This is a genomic window from Chryseobacterium caseinilyticum (genome assembly GCF_014837145.1).
GTDB lineage: Bacteria > Bacteroidota > Bacteroidia > Flavobacteriales > Weeksellaceae > Chryseobacterium > Chryseobacterium caseinilyticum.
This window is the reverse complement of the sequence record NZ_JACYFS010000005.1, coordinates 163,499-179,321: the sequence shown is the minus strand read 5'-3', so window position 1 is coordinate 179,321 and position 15,823 is coordinate 163,499. Positions and strand designations below refer to the sequence as shown.

The following is a 15,823-nucleotide window of genomic DNA, read 5'->3' as shown; positions in this document are numbered from 1 at the left end:
TATTTAATTTAAATACACTTGTTCTCAATGGTTTTTTAATCATTCAGATTTCATTCAACATTTAGTTATTCATTCAATATCTAAAGCTTAACCTTTAATTTCTATCATGAATAAATTCATAAAAAATATTATCTCATTCTCACTGAAAAACAAGGCATTTACCTTTATCTGGGTCGCCGTTTTGGCAGTGGCGGGATTTATCAGTTTCAAGAATATGCCGATTGAGGCGTTTCCTGATGTTACCAATACCCAAATTGTGATTATCACACAGTGGGACGGCCGTAGTGCTGAAGAAGTGGAACGTTTTGTAACGACACCGATCGAGCTGGCGATGAGTCCGGTTCAGAAAAAAACAAGCGTGAGAAGTACCACGATGTTTGGTCTTTCCATTGTGAAGATTCTTTTTGATGACGGTGTTGACGATATGTTTGCCCGGAATATGGTCAACAATCAGCTCAGGAATATCAGTCTTCCTGAAGGGATTGATCCAGAAGTGCAGCCACCTTATGGCCCGACCGGAGAGATTTTCAGATATACATTAGAAAGTAAAAAGAAAGATTCCCGTGAACTTCTGACGTTACAGAACTGGGTGATCGACAGAGCACTTCGTGGCGTTCCGGGAGTGGCAGACATCAATGTTTTCGGTGGTCAGGATAAAGTTTTTGAGCTGAGTATCGACCCAAGAGCTTTGGATAAATACAATTTGACACCACTTCAGGTTTATGAAGCTGTGACGAAAAGTAACCTGAATGTTGGTGGAGATGTTATCGAAAAAAACGGTCAGGCCTATGTCGTTCGTGGAATTGGTTTGGTGCAGTCTACAGATGATATCGCCAATATTACCATCCATAATGACAACGGAAACCCAATTTTGGTAAAAAATGTTGCTGAAGTGAGAGAAAGTTCGAGACCGCGGGTAGGACAGGCCGGATTAAATAATCAGGATGATACCGTAGAAGGAATTGTGGTGATGCGGAAAGGTGAGAATCCCCGTGAAGTTTTGGTAGGTGTAAAAGCTAAAATTGCCGAACTGAACGAGAAGATTCTTCCGAAAGATGTGAAAATGGTAACGTTTTACGACCGTGATCACCTGATGGATTTTACTACAGAAACCGTAATGCATAACTTGCTGGAAGGAATTATCCTTGTGACGGTGATTGTATTAATTTTCATGGCAGACTGGCGTACAACACTTACTGTTTCTATCATTATTCCGCTGTCTTTGCTTTTTGCTTTTTTATGTTTAAAACTCTGCGGGATGAGTGCCAATTTACTGTCACTGGGAGCTGTCGATTTCGGAATTATCATTGACGGAGCCGTCGTAATGGTGGAAGGTATTTTCGTAATGCTTGACCATAAGGCCAAGAAATACGGCCCGGAAAGATTCAACAAAATGGCAAAAGCCGGGTGGATCAAACAAACAGGAACTGGTTTGGGAAAAGCTATTTTCTTCTCAAAATTAATTATCATCACTTCACTGATCCCGATTTTCGCATTCCAGAAAGTGGAAGGTAAAATGTTTTCACCTTTGGCATTTACTCTTGGTTTTGCACTGATGGGCGCTTTGATTTTCACCCTTACTTTGGTTCCGGTTTTGACGCATTTGCTTTTAAATAAAAATGTAAGGGAGAAGAACAATCCGTTTGTGAATTTCTGGGACAGAATTGTTTTAAGAGGTTTCAGATTTACATTTAAAAATAAGAGAATAAGTTTAATTGTTTCCATCTCGGTTGTTGCCGTAACTTTATTTTCAGGAAAATTTTTAGGAACGGAATTCTTACCGCAACTCAATGAAGGTTCACTTTGGATTACTGCCGAAATGCCGATGAGTTCTTCTTTAAATGAATCTTTAAAAACCGCAGATATTTTAAAGAAAGACATTATGAGCGTTCCTGAAGTGACTGATGTTCTGGCTCAAACCGGCCGAAGCAACGACGGAACAGACCCGAATGGATTTGGATTTGTACAGTTCGCTGTTAATCTAAAAGATAAAAGTGAATGGACCCGAAAGATTACTTATGAACAGCTAACGGAAGAAATAGATAAGAAACTGAGCAAATATCAGGGAATCACATTCAATTATTCCCAGCCGATTTCCGATAACGTGGCGGAAGCTGTTGCAGGATTTAAAGCCGAAAACGGAATTAAGATTTACGGTGATAATCTTGAAACTCTGGATGAACTTGCCGATAAAGTTTTAAAATCAATAAAAGATGTTGACGGCGTGCGTGATGCCGGAATCATTAAAAATATCGGTCAGCCGGAAGTCAATGTGGTTTGGGACAGAAATAAAATGGCAGCATACGGCGTAATGCCCGAAGATGCACAGACCGTTCTGGAAATGGCTTTCGGAGGAAAAACGGCTTCAGAAATGTATGACGGCGAAAGAAAATTCCCGATTCGTCTGAGGTATTCCCACGAGTACAGAAAAGATGAAAACGATATGGCGTCCCTGATGATTCCTACGCAGGACGGAACAATGATTCCTCTGAAGGAAGTGGCGACTATCGAAAGAAACAACGGTGCCGCATTTATCTACAGGGATGATATCAAAAGGTATATCGGAATTAAATTTTCGATCCGTGACCGTGATTTGGGTGGAACTATTGCCGATGCCCAGAAAGAAGTTTCAAAAATAAATCTTCCCGAAGGATACAAAGTAGGCTGGACAGGCCAGTTTGAAAACCAGCAGAGAGCAACGGCAAGATTAACGCAGGTTGTTCCGATCAGTATTTTAGGAATATTTTTCCTGCTGTTTATTCTTTTTGGGAATATGAAAGATTCATTTTTGGTTTTGGCGAATGTACCTTTTGCTTTAATCGGAGGAATTATCGCACTGCATCTTACCGGAATGAATTTCGGTATTTCTGCCGGCGTCGGAATGATCGCCTTACTCGGAATATGTATTCAGAACGGAGTCATTCTGATTACCGAATTCCATCAGAACATAAAAGACGGACTGTTGCTTGATGATGCCGTTCTGAGCGGAGTAAAATCCCGGACAAGACCTGTAATTATGACTGCACTGATGGCATCCATCGGACTTTTACCTGCAGCTTTATCCACCGGAATTGGTTCTGAATCTCAAAAGCCTTTAGCCATCGTCATCATCGGCGGATTGATTACAGCAACCGTTCTCACCTTACTTATTTTTCCAATTATATTCTGGATTTTTAACCGAAGTAAAAAATCACAGGAAATTGTATAATTCATTTTTTAACCTAAAAAATCTCCCGATAGTTTCGGGAGATTTTGATTTTTATGACTAAATTTTTGAACCGTTAAGAGCAGTAAGTTGTTAAGAAATTTTGATGCAGATCTAGCAAGTTACCAAGGTAAATCATTAAGCGGAGCGCTTAAACAATTTTCATTGATTCTTAACCAATAATGTCAGCTTACAAATATTAACGGTTTAAATTTTAAATTGTGAGATCTACTTTCCAATGATGGTTTTGATATTTACAAATTCTTTCAAAGCATGTAAAGAAAGCTCAGTCCCATAACCGGAAGTTTTAGTTCCTCCAAATGGAAAACGCGGATCTGAACTCGTCATTCTGTTAATATTCACAGTTCCGGATTCCAATTCGTCAATAAAAAACTGCTGTCGTTCTTTATTATTTGTCCAGACTGAATTAGACAAACCAAACGGAATATTATTGGCCATCTCTAAGGCTTCATCATCATTTTCCGCAATCATGATCATTCCCAAAGGTCCAAATAATTCTTCCTGCAAAATTGGATTTCCTTCTTCCACTCTTATCAGCCCTGGATTAAATTCATTTTCAGAAATTCTTTCTAATGGAATAATCGCTTCTGCACCATGATCCAGAGCTTTCTGATATTGTTTTTCCAGATCATCTGCCAGATCAGGTCTTGCCATTCCACCTAATTTTGTCTCTTTCAGTTTAGGATTAGCCGGAACGTATTTTTTATATTCTTCAATAAATTTCGGGAGGAAATCGAATTCAATATCTCTCAGAATAATAAATCTTTTTGCCGCCACACAGGTTTGTCCGCAATTTTGAAGTCTTGCCAAAGCACCAACTTTTGCAGCTTCATCAAGATCAGCATCATCCAAGACGATGAAAGCATCGCTTCCACCTAATTCCAATAAAGATTTTTTAATATTTTTTCCGGCGATGGCAGCTACTTCTGCTCCGGCTTTTTCGCTTCCGGTAAGACTTACACCTTGAATTGCTTTATGTTCCAAAACTTCCTGAACTTCTCTATGCCCAATTTCAAGATTCTGGAAAACACCTTCCGGAAAACCGGCTTCTGCAAAAACTTCTTCAATAGCATTTCCACTACCGAAACAGATGGATGCGTGTTTTAAAACCACTGTATTTCCAGCCAAAATTGCCGGTGTTGCAAATCTTAGAACCTGCCAGAATGGAAAATTCCACGGCATCACACCGAGAATTACACCTTTGGGAATGTACTTTACTTCTGAAATACTGTATTCGGAATCAATTTTTTCCGGACTTAATATATTTTCTGCTTCTGCATAATAATTCATCATCAGAGCACATTTTTCAACTTCTGCAATGGATTGCGAAATGGGCTTATTCATTTCACCGGTTATGATTTCACCAAATATTTCTGCTTTGGTTTTAAAAATTTCTGCAGCTTTTGCAATAAGTTTCTGCTTTTCTTCAAACGGAACATTTTTCCATTTCTGAAAAGCGTTGTCAGCTTTTAAAAGCTTGTTTTCTATTAAATTTTCCATGTTAGATTTCCATTTTTAAAGATTCGGTTCAGAATCTTCTGCTTTTGGATAAAGCATTTTTAAGGCAACAAATGTTGTTCCTTATACCGTTTTAAATTAATGATAAATTCTATGAAATTGATTTATTATAAAGAAGAAAAATTTAAGTTTAATTAAAATATATCTTCCGCAGATTTAAAAGTTCAGGCAGATTTATTAATGTAAAAAACTGAATCATTTGCCAAATCTGAAAGATCATCGATCCTTAAATCATAAACCACTCATTCGCCAGACTCGCCGCCAGTCTCGCTGTACGCTCCTGAATATCAAAATGCGGATTTACTTCTGCAATATCCAGTGCCAACAGTTTTTTATTTTTGAGAATATGTCTGTAGATTTTCATAAACGCTGCGTCTGCAAAAATTCCATTGTAGGCAGCAGCAGAAACTCCGGGCGCAATTGAAGCATTGAAAACATCCATACAGATTGTTACATACAAAACGTCCACATCATCAATGAGTTCGCTTACTCTTTCGTATACCGACGGTAGATTTTCAAAAAATAATTCGTCTGCCAGAATATATTTCATCCCGAACTGATGTGCCGTATCAAACAGTTTTAAAGTATTTGAATTTTTCTGAATTCCGATATGCAGAGAATTGATTTCACCTTCCTGAGCAATCTGCCAAAAACCTGTTCCAGAGCTGGCTCCTACTCCATTTTCGGGCTGCCTGTTGTCAAAATGGGCATCAAAATTAATAATTCCTATTTTCTGTTCCTGAAAAGCTGTTCTCACACCACGATAATGGGCGAAAGTAACTTCATGGCCACCACCAACAACTAGAGACTTTCCACCTTTCAATAAAACTTTGGAAACATTTTTCGCCAGCTGATTCTGTGTATTTTCCAGATCGCCATCTTCACAGGTAACATTCCCAAAATCAAGCAGTGAAAAATCCGGACGGATTACCGGAAAATTAGACATATTTTTCCGGATAACATCCGGTGCATCTTTAGCACCCTGTCTTCCTTTATTTCTGCGAACACCCTCGTCTACGGCAAATCCATGTAAAACGAAATCGTTAGTTGAAACAGAATCGTAGTTTTTTTCTTCTTTTACTCTTTGAAATATTCTGTGATGCAATAATTCATCACCATCATTTCTTCCCTGCCAAATCATGATAACTGTTTTAAATCTATTCTCTAAACTTCCCTCTCAAAGCAGGAATTATTGTTTTCAAAAATAGTCCTAGAAATAAAGTGGATGCCAAACCAAATTTCAATTGAAGACTACTATTTCGTCCCATACCCAAAGTAACTAAAAGTAATGCACTAAATGCAACACCGTAAAAAACGGAATAAAGATATCCGTTTCTATTTTCGTACTTGAACTCACCTCCATTTGCAGAAAACATCTCATCTATCATGTTGTTAGCTAAATCAGAATCAACATTTCTCACATCAGAGGTTAAGTTATTTATAATAACATCCCTTTTTTTTCCAGCTTTTACGGCTTCAAATGCATAAAGAACATGTTTTTCCTCAATACCTAAAGACAAATACTTTGATTTTATTTCACTTATCTTTTTCATTTTTAATCTATTTTTTTTATCAACATAAAATATTTCTCATCTTAATTAACCTCTATTTCTTCTATAAACGTTATGAGTAGTAAAACCATGAAAAACGAAGTAGTTAGTTGAAACAGAATCGTAGTTTTTTTCTTCTTTTACTCTTTGAAATATTCTGTGATGCAGTAATTCCTCATCATCATTTCTTCCCTGCCAAATCATTTCAATTTAATTTTGATTTACGTTATAACGTTCAAAACTCTGCCAGTATTTATCCTTGTAAATTTCAAGTGACATTTTATATTCAGGATGATTTTTGATAATGTTCTGCAAAACCTTTGACGGCTTTCTGAAATCTTTGCTTGCAAAATAAATCTCTCTTACATTATTGGCGCTTTCCCTCCCTATATAAACACTTCCGCCTCCTGTTTTCAGATTTTGATAAGCGTTTTCTTCGATACTGTCTAATTTTGCATAATCACCGCTCTCAGGAAGCCCGTTGTTTTCGTTTCCGTTGTATTCAATTTTCAATGCAGAAATCCATGGATAGGATGCTTTGGCTTCGTAGTTCAGCGCAGTTGTATTGACTGTCGCAATCAGAGGTAATCCGTTATTCAGAACAGCTTCTAAAATAGAGTAAGCGTCTTCGTCACCCATATCTTTCAGATCCTTATATTTCTCAATAAATTCTCTTTCCCTCCACGATAAAAAATCTCTTAATTTGGAAACAGGAACAAGCTCAGCTTCTGCCTCATCTGTACCGACAACATTAAATGTATCGATCTGCGTTGCAAAATTAAGTTCGCCCAGAAAATTATCCAGAAAAATGCAGACTCCGGTTACGCAGTCGTTTTTGTTTTCTTCAGTAAGACCTTCGTAGACAAAAGTCACATCGATTTCATCCGGATAACCTTCGATTTCGTTGGAATAGAAGAAAATATTATCCTGCGAAAAGTCTTTGCCATCCATTTTTATTCCGTGGTCAAGGTTCATTTCAGGTTTCAAGGCTGTGAATTTCCAGCGCTCAGATTTTGGAGCCTCGGCAATGATTTCTTCAGCAAAAACGATATTTTTAACATCTCCGTCCGCTGTAATGATGAGTTCGGCTACAGCATCGTCGCTCATCCCGCACAGGAAATAGTAGCCTTCATTAAGTTGCTTCAGCTTGGGTGAAATGATATCAAAAAAATCAGTCTCAATGTTTTTATGATTTTTAATGACTTCATAAAACTCTTTTTCTTCCGTTAAAAACCAATCCCAGAAATCTTTATAGGTTTTGATTTCCACTTCCCTTTTTTCTTCTTTCTTTCCGAAAACTTTATTGAAAATTCCCATATTATTGTATTTTTTCTCCATCAATAAAAACATTTTCTGCCTTCAGACTTCCCTGACTGTAAAGCACATTCTGGAAATTATCTGTTTTGAAAGTAACAAAATCTGCTTTTAAACCTTCTTTTAATATTCCTCTGTCTTCCAAACCTAATGCAAAAGCTGAACGGAAAGTCATTCCTGACAAAACTTCCGCGGTGGTCAGTTTTTCAAATGTGGCTAAAATGGATGCTTGTGTAATCAGATTTCCCATCGGCGCTGACCCCGGATTCCAGTCGCTTGCAATGGCAACGATGGCTCCTGCATCCAGCAGTTTTCTTGCCGGAGTAAATTTTTCACCTAAACCTAAACTTGCACCTGGCAATGCTGTCGCAACTGTATTTGAGTTAGCTAAAAACTCAATATCCTCATCAATTGTTGCTTCCAGATGATCAGCAGATTTCGCTCCGACTTCTACAGCGATTCTTGAACTTCCAGGAGTGAACTGGTCTGCATGAACTGTAATTTCAAAACCTAAATCTTTAGTTTTAAGTAAGAATTCTTTGCTCTCTACCGGCTGGAAGGCAGATTTTTCAATGAAAATATCAACGCGCTTTGCCAGATTTTCTTCTTTTACTTTTGGTAAAATTTCTGTTAAAATATAATTTAAATATTCTTCGTTTGTTCCCTCAAAATCTCTTGGTTTTAAATGTGCCGAAAGACAGGTCGGAACTAAAGTTGCCTTTGTATGTTCCTGTGCCTTTTTGATGATGCGAAGCATCTTAAGTTCGTTTTCTACGTCTAAACCGTAGCCACTTTTTACTTCAATTGTTGTAATTCCCAAAGAAATTAAAAAATCAATTCTTTCTAAAAGTGTTTTGAGCAATTCGTCTTCTGATGCTTTTCTTGTATGCTGAACGGAACTCCAGATTCCACCTCCACTTTCAGCGATTTCCAGATATGTTTTTCCCGCATTACGCATGGCAAAATCATTCGCACGGTTTCCGCCAAAGCAGATGTGCGTATGAGAATCCACGAAGGCTGGAAGAACAATTTGATCTCCTTCAATGTTTTCAATTTCTATATTTTGATTTTCAGTTTTTAGCGTTTCGAAATTTCCGGTTTGCAGGATTTTACCATTCTGAATTAAAATTCCGCCATCAACAATAATTTCGAGTTGTGCGTCTGAAAGTTTTCCTCTTAACGGAAGATTGGCAAGTGTGACAACCTGCCTGAAGGGACCAAATAGTTTCATTAAAAATTAGGTTAAGGTTGAGGTTGAGCCTAAAAAGTACAACGCTGCAATTTTCTATTTCAAAAATACTTAAAATATATCAATTCAGTAACCGATATACGGCACGTCTTCCAATCTTTCACATTGTCGTAAATTTATCTCAGTCTCAACCTTTGCCTAAACCTAAATTTATTATCTTTACGGTAAATGAAACTGAATTAATGCCCGATTTTTTACATCCAGATAAAGACAATTACTCCAACGAAGAGCTGATGCAGGAAGAGCAAATCCGTCCGCAGAGCTTTAAGGATTTCGCCGGACAGCGAAAAACACTGGAGAATCTTGAAGTTTTCGTCAGCGCTGCCAAAAGACGTGGCGGTGCGCTCGATCATGTACTGCTGCACGGTCCGCCCGGCCTGGGAAAAACTACTTTAGCCAATATTATTGCCAATGAACTGGGAGTTGGCTGCAAAATTACATCAGGGCCTGTTTTGGATAAGCCCGGAAGTTTAGCCGGACTGCTGACCAATCTTGAGGAAAATGATGTGCTTTTCATCGATGAAATTCACAGGCTTTCTCCTGTTGTTGAAGAATATCTGTATTCTGCAATGGAAGATTATAAAATCGACATCATGCTGGAAACCGGCCCGAATGCGAGAAGTGTTCAGATTGGTTTAAATCCTTTCACTTTAGTTGGGGCAACGACGAGAAGCGGAATGCTGACAAAGCCCATGTTGGCAAGATTTGGAATTCAAAGCAGACTGGAATATTACACGATTGAACTCCTGTCGATGATTATTATCAGAAGCGCCAGGGTTTTGGGCGTGAAAATTTATGAGGATGCTGCGATTGAGATTGCGAGAAGAAGCCGTGGAACACCAAGGATAGCCAATGCTCTGTTACGGAGAGTGCGTGATTTTGCTGAGATAAAAGGTGACGGTGAGATTGAAATTGAAATTACAAAATATGCTCTGAATTCTCTTAATGTTGACGAATTTGGTTTAGATGAAATGGACAACAAAATCATGCGCGTGATGATTGAAAATTTCAGAGGTAAGCCTGTCGGAATTTCAGCTTTGGCAACTTCCATTGCAGAAAATCCGGAAACTTTAGAGGAAGTTTATGAACCGTTTTTAATTCAGGAAGGTTTCATTATCAGAACTCCGCGGGGTAGAGAAGTGACGGAAAAGGCTTATAAACATTTGAATATTGCTGTGCCGAGAAATCCCGGGGAACTTTTTTGAAGAAAAAATGATTTCATCTTTTTCAGGTTACCGAAATTGCACCATAACATAAAATAAATAACGTAAAATAATAAACAAATATGAAACTATATCCAATCCAATGCGGAAAATTTAAGCTCGACGGCGGAGCGATGTTTGGGGTCGTCCCGAAGAGTCTGTGGGAAAAAACAAATCCGGCAGACGAAAGAAATTTAATTGAACTCGGCACAAGATCTCTGCTTGTGGAAGACGGCAAAAAATTAATTTTAATTGATTGCGGTCTCGGAAATAAACAGGATGATAAATTTTTCGGACACTACTCGCTTTGGGGTGATGATACTTTAGATAAAAACTTAAAAAAATATGGTTTTGTAAAAGAAGATATTACAGATGTTTTTCTTACCCATCTTCATTTTGATCACTGCGGTGGCGCGATTGAATGGAATGATGACAAATCAGGTTACAAACCGGCATTTAAAAATGCCCAGTTCTGGACCAATGAAAATCACTGGCAATGGGCAACTGAACCCAACCCGAGAGAAAAAGCAAGTTTTTTAAAGGAAAATATTCTTCCCATTCAGGAAAGCGGACAGCTGAACTTTTTACCGCTCCCGGCAACCGGAAATTATGGCTTTGCTCCGGATCTAAAGATGGATGTTATTTTTGTAGACGGTCATACAGAAAAGCAAATGCTTCCGGTGATTCAGTATCAGGAAAAAACAATTGTTTTTGCAGCTGATTTAATTCCGACTACAGGACATATTCCACAGGTGTATGTGATGGGATATGACACAAGACCTTTATTAACTGTTGAAGAGAAAGCAAAGTTTTTAAAACAGTGTGTAGACAATGATTACTTACTGTTCTTTGAACATGATGCGCACCATGAACTGGCAAGTCTAAAAATGACTGAAAAGGGTGTCCGTCTGGATGAAACGTTCACTTTTAATGATGTTTTCGGATATTAATTTTTAGCTATGGAAGAATTGAATTCAGAAAATCAGAAAAACGACCCCGATCCCTTATCTGCTCCCAAAATTATTGGTCTGACAGGAGGAATCGGTTCTGGAAAAACAACCGTTGCCAAATTCATTGAAGACTGTGGATTTCCGGTGTATTATTCGGATGACCGCGCGAAAGACATCGTGAATGACAATGAAGATTTAAAATTAAAAATTAAAGCACTCCTCGGTCAGCAAGCCTATGATGATAAAGGACTTTACGACCGTAAATTTGTGTCAGAAATAGTTTTTAACGATAATGAACTGCTTCAGGCACTGAATGAAATTATTCATCCCGCTGTGCGTATTGATTTTGAAGAATGGGTAAAAGATCAGAAGAAGTATTTGGTTTTTAAAGAAACCGCTCTGTTGTTTGAATTAAAATTAAACAGACAATGTCACCGCTCAATTTTGGTTACTGCAGAAGACAATATCAGAATAAAAAGAGTGATGGACAGAGACGGAAAAACCTACCGTGAAGTACAGACCGTGATGGAAAAGCAAATGCCCGAAAAGGAAAAGATCAAGCTGGCAGATTGTATCATTTACAACAACACCAATCTTGACGATTTGAAAGATCAAACTGAAAAAGTCATTTTTGAAATTGAATAAACAAAAAATCCCGCTGAAAATTTTCAGCGGGATTTTTTGTGAGTTATAGTACTAATCATTTTTACTTTTGATTCTAATTCTATACTCAATCTCGTCGATGGCACAAATCGTTATGCGTAGATGTTTACAACTGTCTTAATTAAACAAATCTTTTAGAACTAAGAATTATTTGCTAAAAAAACAGGCTCCCATTTCTGAGAGCCTGTTCTATTTTAAAATTTAATTTATTATTCTTTAATAAATTTCTTCTGAACTGTTTTGTCGCCATCAACCAATTCAATCACGTAAAGTCCGTTGATCAATCCGCTAACGTCAATCTTATTGTTTAAGATCAATCCATTTGAGATTAACTGACCTGACGAACTGTAAATTTTGAAATTAGCTTTTTTGCTAATGTTTTTCACGTTCAGTACAGTCGCTACCGGGTTAGGGTAAATCATAATATCTGTCTGGTTAAGAGGATTGATTACTGGTTTTTTAACGATTCTCACCATATAATCTTCAACCTCACCGTTTGCAAAATTGGTACAGTTTACAGGAATACCGTCTTTTTGCATAGCTACTCTCATCATTACATACTTGTAATCTGTCAAGCTTACGAAAGCATCATCAGGAACTGTAAATGATGCACTTGCAGTGTCTGCAGTGTTTGGTCCGTTTGAAAGAATTTTTTCGTTTACATCAAAGTATCCGTTTCTGTTAAAGTCGATCCAAACTGCTACTCCGGTATTAGAACCTGAAGATGAAGTTTTATCAATTTTAACAACGTTACCCTGACTTCCCTGAACCAAAACAATCTGCTTACCATCCGCGTTAGCTGTATAGTATTGATATCCAAGATTTACAGAAGGATTCACAAATGCTGCACCCTGATAAGGAGTAACTGTAACTTTGTTGATATAATCTGGTCCTCCAGGAGTTCCTCCCGTTTGACAGTAGGTTACTGTAGGAGTAGTAAAGTAGTACAGTGGAGTAAAGTTACCCGGTGTACCGGTACAAACGTTCGCTACCTGCATTTCGTATTTAGTTAATTCCAATAAACCATTAATAGTATAAGTGTTGGCATTATTAACATTGATATTCGTCCAGCTAGGAATTCCTACTTTTCTGTATCTCAAGATATAGCTGTTTGTAGCACCAGTACCAGTATAAGGTTCCCAGGTCACTTCAGCACTTGTAGGGTTCAGTTGAGTAATAGTTAATCCCGGCGGCGGAATTGAACAAACTCTCACTGTTGTAAACACTTGTGGATTAGACCATGGGTTTCCTACAGTTGAACCAACACAAATAGTTCTAACCTGTACTTCATAACTTTTATAAGACTCTAAACCTTGCATTAAATAACTATTCAATGGAGGTTGAGGAGTAGTTCCTCCAGTAGTCTGTGGAGTAAACCAGCCCGGTGTACCTACTTCTCTCCATCTGATTTCATAAACAGCACTGATCACTAAAGGCCCCCATGTTGCTAATGCAGAATTTGAAGCTACATTGCTTACAACAACATTTGGAGGTGTAGGATCACAAGTTGTAGAGAATGGAATTGATGGTGCTGCACCTTCATTGGCATTACAAAGCGCTACAACTTTCACTTCATAATTCTTAGCCGGCTGTAAACCAGTATTTATTACAAAGGATGTAGTTGGAGGATTTAATATTGGTGACGAATTTGGCCATGTCGTTAATCCTGCTTCTCTCCAGTACACTTTATAGCTTAAGTTATCCGGTGACTGAGTCCAGTTTACCTGAGCTGATATATGATTAATATTAGTAACAGTTACGTTTGTAGGAGCAGTTGTAGAACATGGTCTGATTATAAATGTATAATCAACATAGTTTCCATAAGCTGCAGGACCACAAGGGGTAACTGCACCCAGCCAGTTTGAAGCGAATCTTACTCTATAAGAACCAGAAGGTCTACCCACTGAGCTTATAGGAAAAGATACCGATGTAAGATATCCTGTAGGAGTATATACACTTTCATTTGCATCAAATACCATATTTTGATTCCAGTCAACCCAAGCATGATAATAGTGCGTTCCAGAAGGTGTTGCTAAATTGACAGTCACAGAATTTCCTGGCAATACAGAGAAACTTTGTGCAGAATTATTCACATAAGCAGTATAAGAATTTGCAGTATAAGCAATATTCGTAAAACCTGATGTTCCGGTGTTTATATTATTTAAATAATACGTTGTAGAAGAAGTTCCACCAGAAGGCACACAATAGTTTGTATATATTGAAAGAGGTCCCGTCCAGTCACCAATACTTGTTGGACTACACTTCGCTCTAATCCAAATATAATAGGTTGTACTTGGCAAAAGGTTGTTAATTAACTGAGTTGGACCAGCAACCCCTACGTACTGAGGAATAACCGTTGCAAGCGGAGTTGCAGGGTTTGTACTGTAATAGATATCATATCCGTTTGCTGGTGCAGGATTTGATACTGTCCATTGTACTGTTGTACTTGTAGTAGTTGTACTCACTACGGTGAAACCTTGAGGATCCAGACACGAAGGAGCTACTCTTAATTTGAAATCATCTAAACCTAAATACCATGGTGCACCTGTAGATGAGGAATTTACTCCAAAATTATATGCTGCAGTTGTAGTCGGTGTAAAATAGACTTTATACTGAACATAATTACTTGTACCCTGCGTTGCAGTAATAAAGGTTCCTAAATTAGTAGCACCAGTACTTGACTGAGATGTATTCACTAATACGTTCCCGGTAAATCCAATGTAAGAACTAGTTGTTCCATTGGTATTATAGTAGAACGAATATTCATAAGTTACACCGGCAGTCAAGTTAAATGCCGGAGTCCAAAGCTGACTGGCATTAGTATTTCCATACTGTATTCTTACATAGTTTGGAGTAGACCTTGGCATATTAAATGTTGTGGATGCAGCATTTGCTGTAGTCCATGCGTATGTACCTGAAATATTTTTCCAACAAGGTGGAAGAACCCCAGCACCTAAAGTAGTCATCGCATCAAAGTTTTCCGTCCAAGGTAAAACTGTTACTGGCACACAAGGAGTAACAAATGAGATAGATGTCCATCCACTTAAATCTGATGCACTACACCTTGCTCTTATCCATACATAATATGTAGTAGCTGGTAATAAAGGAGAGATTACAGTTGAAGTTCCGGTAACACCCGTCTGATTAGGTGTTGTTCCTGCAGTAGGAGGTGTTGCAGATGTGGTATAATAAATATCATACCCCGCACCTGGTACTACCGTAGGGGTAGCCCATCCTATTGTTGCACTTGTAGGAGCTGAAGAAATCACATTAAGTGCTGTTGGAGCAAAACAGCTCGGCGGTGTCCATGTGTACGTAAGGCCATCACTGGGCATACCCGGTGTTGCGGCTGTAGTGTTGAACGCCTGTGAGTTTGCATTTCCCGTTCCTGCTGTAGAAGCAGTATAAAGCACAGTTGTTGAGTTATTACGATTATTGAAATCAGCATTGCTTGTGCCTCTTAGTCCTACCTGAGCTGTACTACTGTAGGTTGTAGTTCCAACCAGATATGCTCCTTTTGTATAAACTGCAGCAATAGTACCTGTAGTTTCTCTCAATCTAATCTGAAAAGAGAAAGCATAAGCAGCTGTAGTTGAAGTTGTATAAGTAGGTCTGAAGTCTTTCCATTGAATTACAATCTCCCTGTTGGGAGCTGTACCAACAACTCCCCAGCTAATATCACCAGTAACGTTGGTAATGTTAAACATGGTATTCAGATCTCTACCAAATGCAGAAACTGCACCTGAGTAAGTTTCAGTGCTTGATATAGGACTGTATGTTGCAGTTCCCGGCACTGTAGCACCAAATGTTATAAAACCATTCGTAGATACATTCAATGCAGAGTAATTTACTCCATTAAACGAAATAGGAAAAGGTAATGTCACAGGATAAACAGCATTATCCAATGAATTTGACGAAGTTGCTGTTGCCAAAACTGTAGCACCTGTGAGTGGTGTGTAAGTCCCTGTAGACTGCACAAAACTGTAAGTGCTTACCTGCGCATTTGTAAAAAATGCCAGTATTAATGAAAAAAGTAGTAAAATCTTCTTCATATTTTTAAATATTTATATCCAAAAGGATAACAAGAATTATACATAGTTGTAAAGATAAAATTGTTTGAACTATTTAAAACAAAGAGTTTGTTTTAAATT

The 15,823-nt window shown here is 38.0% G+C and carries 11 protein-coding genes; 4 read left to right on the top strand and 7 right to left on the bottom strand.

Going from position 1 to position 15,823, the window contains the following annotated elements:
- Window positions 1-106: 106 nt before the first annotated feature.
- Window positions 107-3,208, top strand: coding sequence for an efflux RND transporter permease subunit (locus IC610_RS15545; RefSeq protein WP_191737672.1), 3,102 nt, complete (start codon window positions 107-109; stop codon window positions 3,206-3,208).
- A 225-nt stretch (window positions 3,209-3,433) separates the two neighbouring features.
- Here the strand turns inward: IC610_RS15545 and IC610_RS15540 are convergent, their stop codons facing one another.
- The 6 genes from IC610_RS15540 to hutI all read right to left on the bottom strand — a co-directional run bounded on the left by IC610_RS15540 (window position 3,434) and on the right by hutI (window position 8,839).
- Window positions 3,434-4,726 (bottom strand): aldehyde dehydrogenase family protein, encoded by a 1,293-nt coding sequence (locus IC610_RS15540; RefSeq protein ID WP_191737671.1) that lies wholly within the window; start codon window positions 4,724-4,726, stop codon window positions 3,434-3,436.
- 244 nt (window positions 4,727-4,970) lie between these two features.
- Complete coding sequence (gene hutG / locus IC610_RS15535) at window positions 4,971-5,885, bottom strand: formimidoylglutamase (protein WP_191737670.1); 915 nt, start codon at window positions 5,883-5,885, stop codon at window positions 4,971-4,973.
- A gap of 16 nt (window positions 5,886-5,901) precedes the next feature.
- Window positions 5,902-6,297, bottom strand: a complete 396-nt coding sequence (locus IC610_RS15530) for a hypothetical protein (protein WP_056074871.1) — start codon at window positions 6,295-6,297, stop codon at window positions 5,902-5,904.
- Window positions 6,298-6,342: 45 nt separating this feature from the next.
- The gene (locus IC610_RS15525; protein WP_191737669.1) at window positions 6,343-6,498 is read right to left on the bottom strand and encodes a hypothetical protein; all 156 of its coding nucleotides are present in this window, start codon (window positions 6,496-6,498) and stop codon (window positions 6,343-6,345) included.
- Between the two features lie 6 nt (window positions 6,499-6,504).
- Window positions 6,505-7,632, bottom strand: a complete 1,128-nt coding sequence (locus tag IC610_RS15520) for a DUF695 domain-containing protein (protein WP_228462946.1) — start codon at window positions 7,630-7,632, stop codon at window positions 6,505-6,507.
- Window positions 7,613-8,839 (bottom strand): imidazolonepropionase, encoded by a 1,227-nt coding sequence (gene hutI / locus IC610_RS15515; protein ID WP_191737668.1) that lies wholly within the window; start codon window positions 8,837-8,839, stop codon window positions 7,613-7,615. Before hutI ends, IC610_RS15520 begins: the two co-directional genes overlap by 20 nt.
- Window positions 8,840-9,039: 200 nt before the next feature.
- Here hutI and ruvB point away from each other — a divergent pair, with 200 nt between their 5' ends.
- The 3 genes from ruvB (at window position 9,040) to coaE (ending at window position 11,654) form a co-directional block, all read left to right on the top strand.
- A complete protein-coding gene (gene ruvB / locus IC610_RS15510; protein ID WP_191737667.1) occupies window positions 9,040-10,062 on the top strand; it encodes a Holliday junction branch migration DNA helicase RuvB in 1,023 nt (340 codons plus the stop codon).
- Window positions 10,063-10,142: 80 nt separating this feature from the next.
- On the top strand, window positions 10,143-11,009 hold the full coding sequence (locus IC610_RS15505) for an MBL fold metallo-hydrolase (protein ID WP_191737666.1): 867 nt from the start codon (window positions 10,143-10,145) through the stop codon (window positions 11,007-11,009).
- A gap of 9 nt (window positions 11,010-11,018) precedes the next feature.
- Entirely contained in the window at window positions 11,019-11,654 is a 636-nt protein-coding gene (gene coaE, locus IC610_RS15500) for a dephospho-CoA kinase (protein ID WP_191737665.1), read from the top strand.
- 227 nt (window positions 11,655-11,881) lie between these two features.
- On the opposite strand, the gene IC610_RS15495 is transcribed toward coaE, so the two are convergent.
- On the bottom strand, window positions 11,882-15,724 hold the full coding sequence (locus IC610_RS15495; RefSeq protein ID WP_191737664.1) for a fibronectin type III domain-containing protein: 3,843 nt from the start codon (window positions 15,722-15,724) through the stop codon (window positions 11,882-11,884).
- Between the last annotated feature and the right edge of the window lie 99 nt (window positions 15,725-15,823).

Coding starts and splice junctions, on each gene's coding strand:
- IC610_RS15545 (WP_191737672.1), top strand. CDS start 107: ATGAATAAATTCATAAAAAATATTATCTCATTCTCACTGAAAAACAAG.
- IC610_RS15540 (WP_191737671.1), bottom strand. CDS start 4,726: ATGGAAAATTTAATAGAAAACAAGCTTTTAAAAGCTGACAACGCTTTT.
- hutG (WP_191737670.1), bottom strand. CDS start 5,885: ATGATTTGGCAGGGAAGAAATGATGGTGATGAATTATTGCATCACAGA.
- IC610_RS15530 (WP_056074871.1), bottom strand. CDS start 6,297: ATGAAAAAGATAAGTGAAATAAAATCAAAGTATTTGTCTTTAGGTATT.
- IC610_RS15525 (WP_191737669.1), bottom strand. CDS start 6,498: ATGATTTGGCAGGGAAGAAATGATGATGAGGAATTACTGCATCACAGA.
- IC610_RS15520 (WP_228462946.1), bottom strand. CDS start 7,632: ATGGAGAAAAAATACAATAATATGGGAATTTTCAATAAAGTTTTCGGA.
- hutI (WP_191737668.1), bottom strand. CDS start 8,839: ATGAAACTATTTGGTCCCTTCAGGCAGGTTGTCACACTTGCCAATCTT.
- ruvB (WP_191737667.1), top strand. CDS start 9,040: ATGCCCGATTTTTTACATCCAGATAAAGACAATTACTCCAACGAAGAG.
- IC610_RS15505 (WP_191737666.1), top strand. CDS start 10,143: ATGAAACTATATCCAATCCAATGCGGAAAATTTAAGCTCGACGGCGGA.
- coaE (WP_191737665.1), top strand. CDS start 11,019: ATGGAAGAATTGAATTCAGAAAATCAGAAAAACGACCCCGATCCCTTA.
- IC610_RS15495 (WP_191737664.1), bottom strand. CDS start 15,724: ATGAAGAAGATTTTACTACTTTTTTCATTAATACTGGCATTTTTTACA.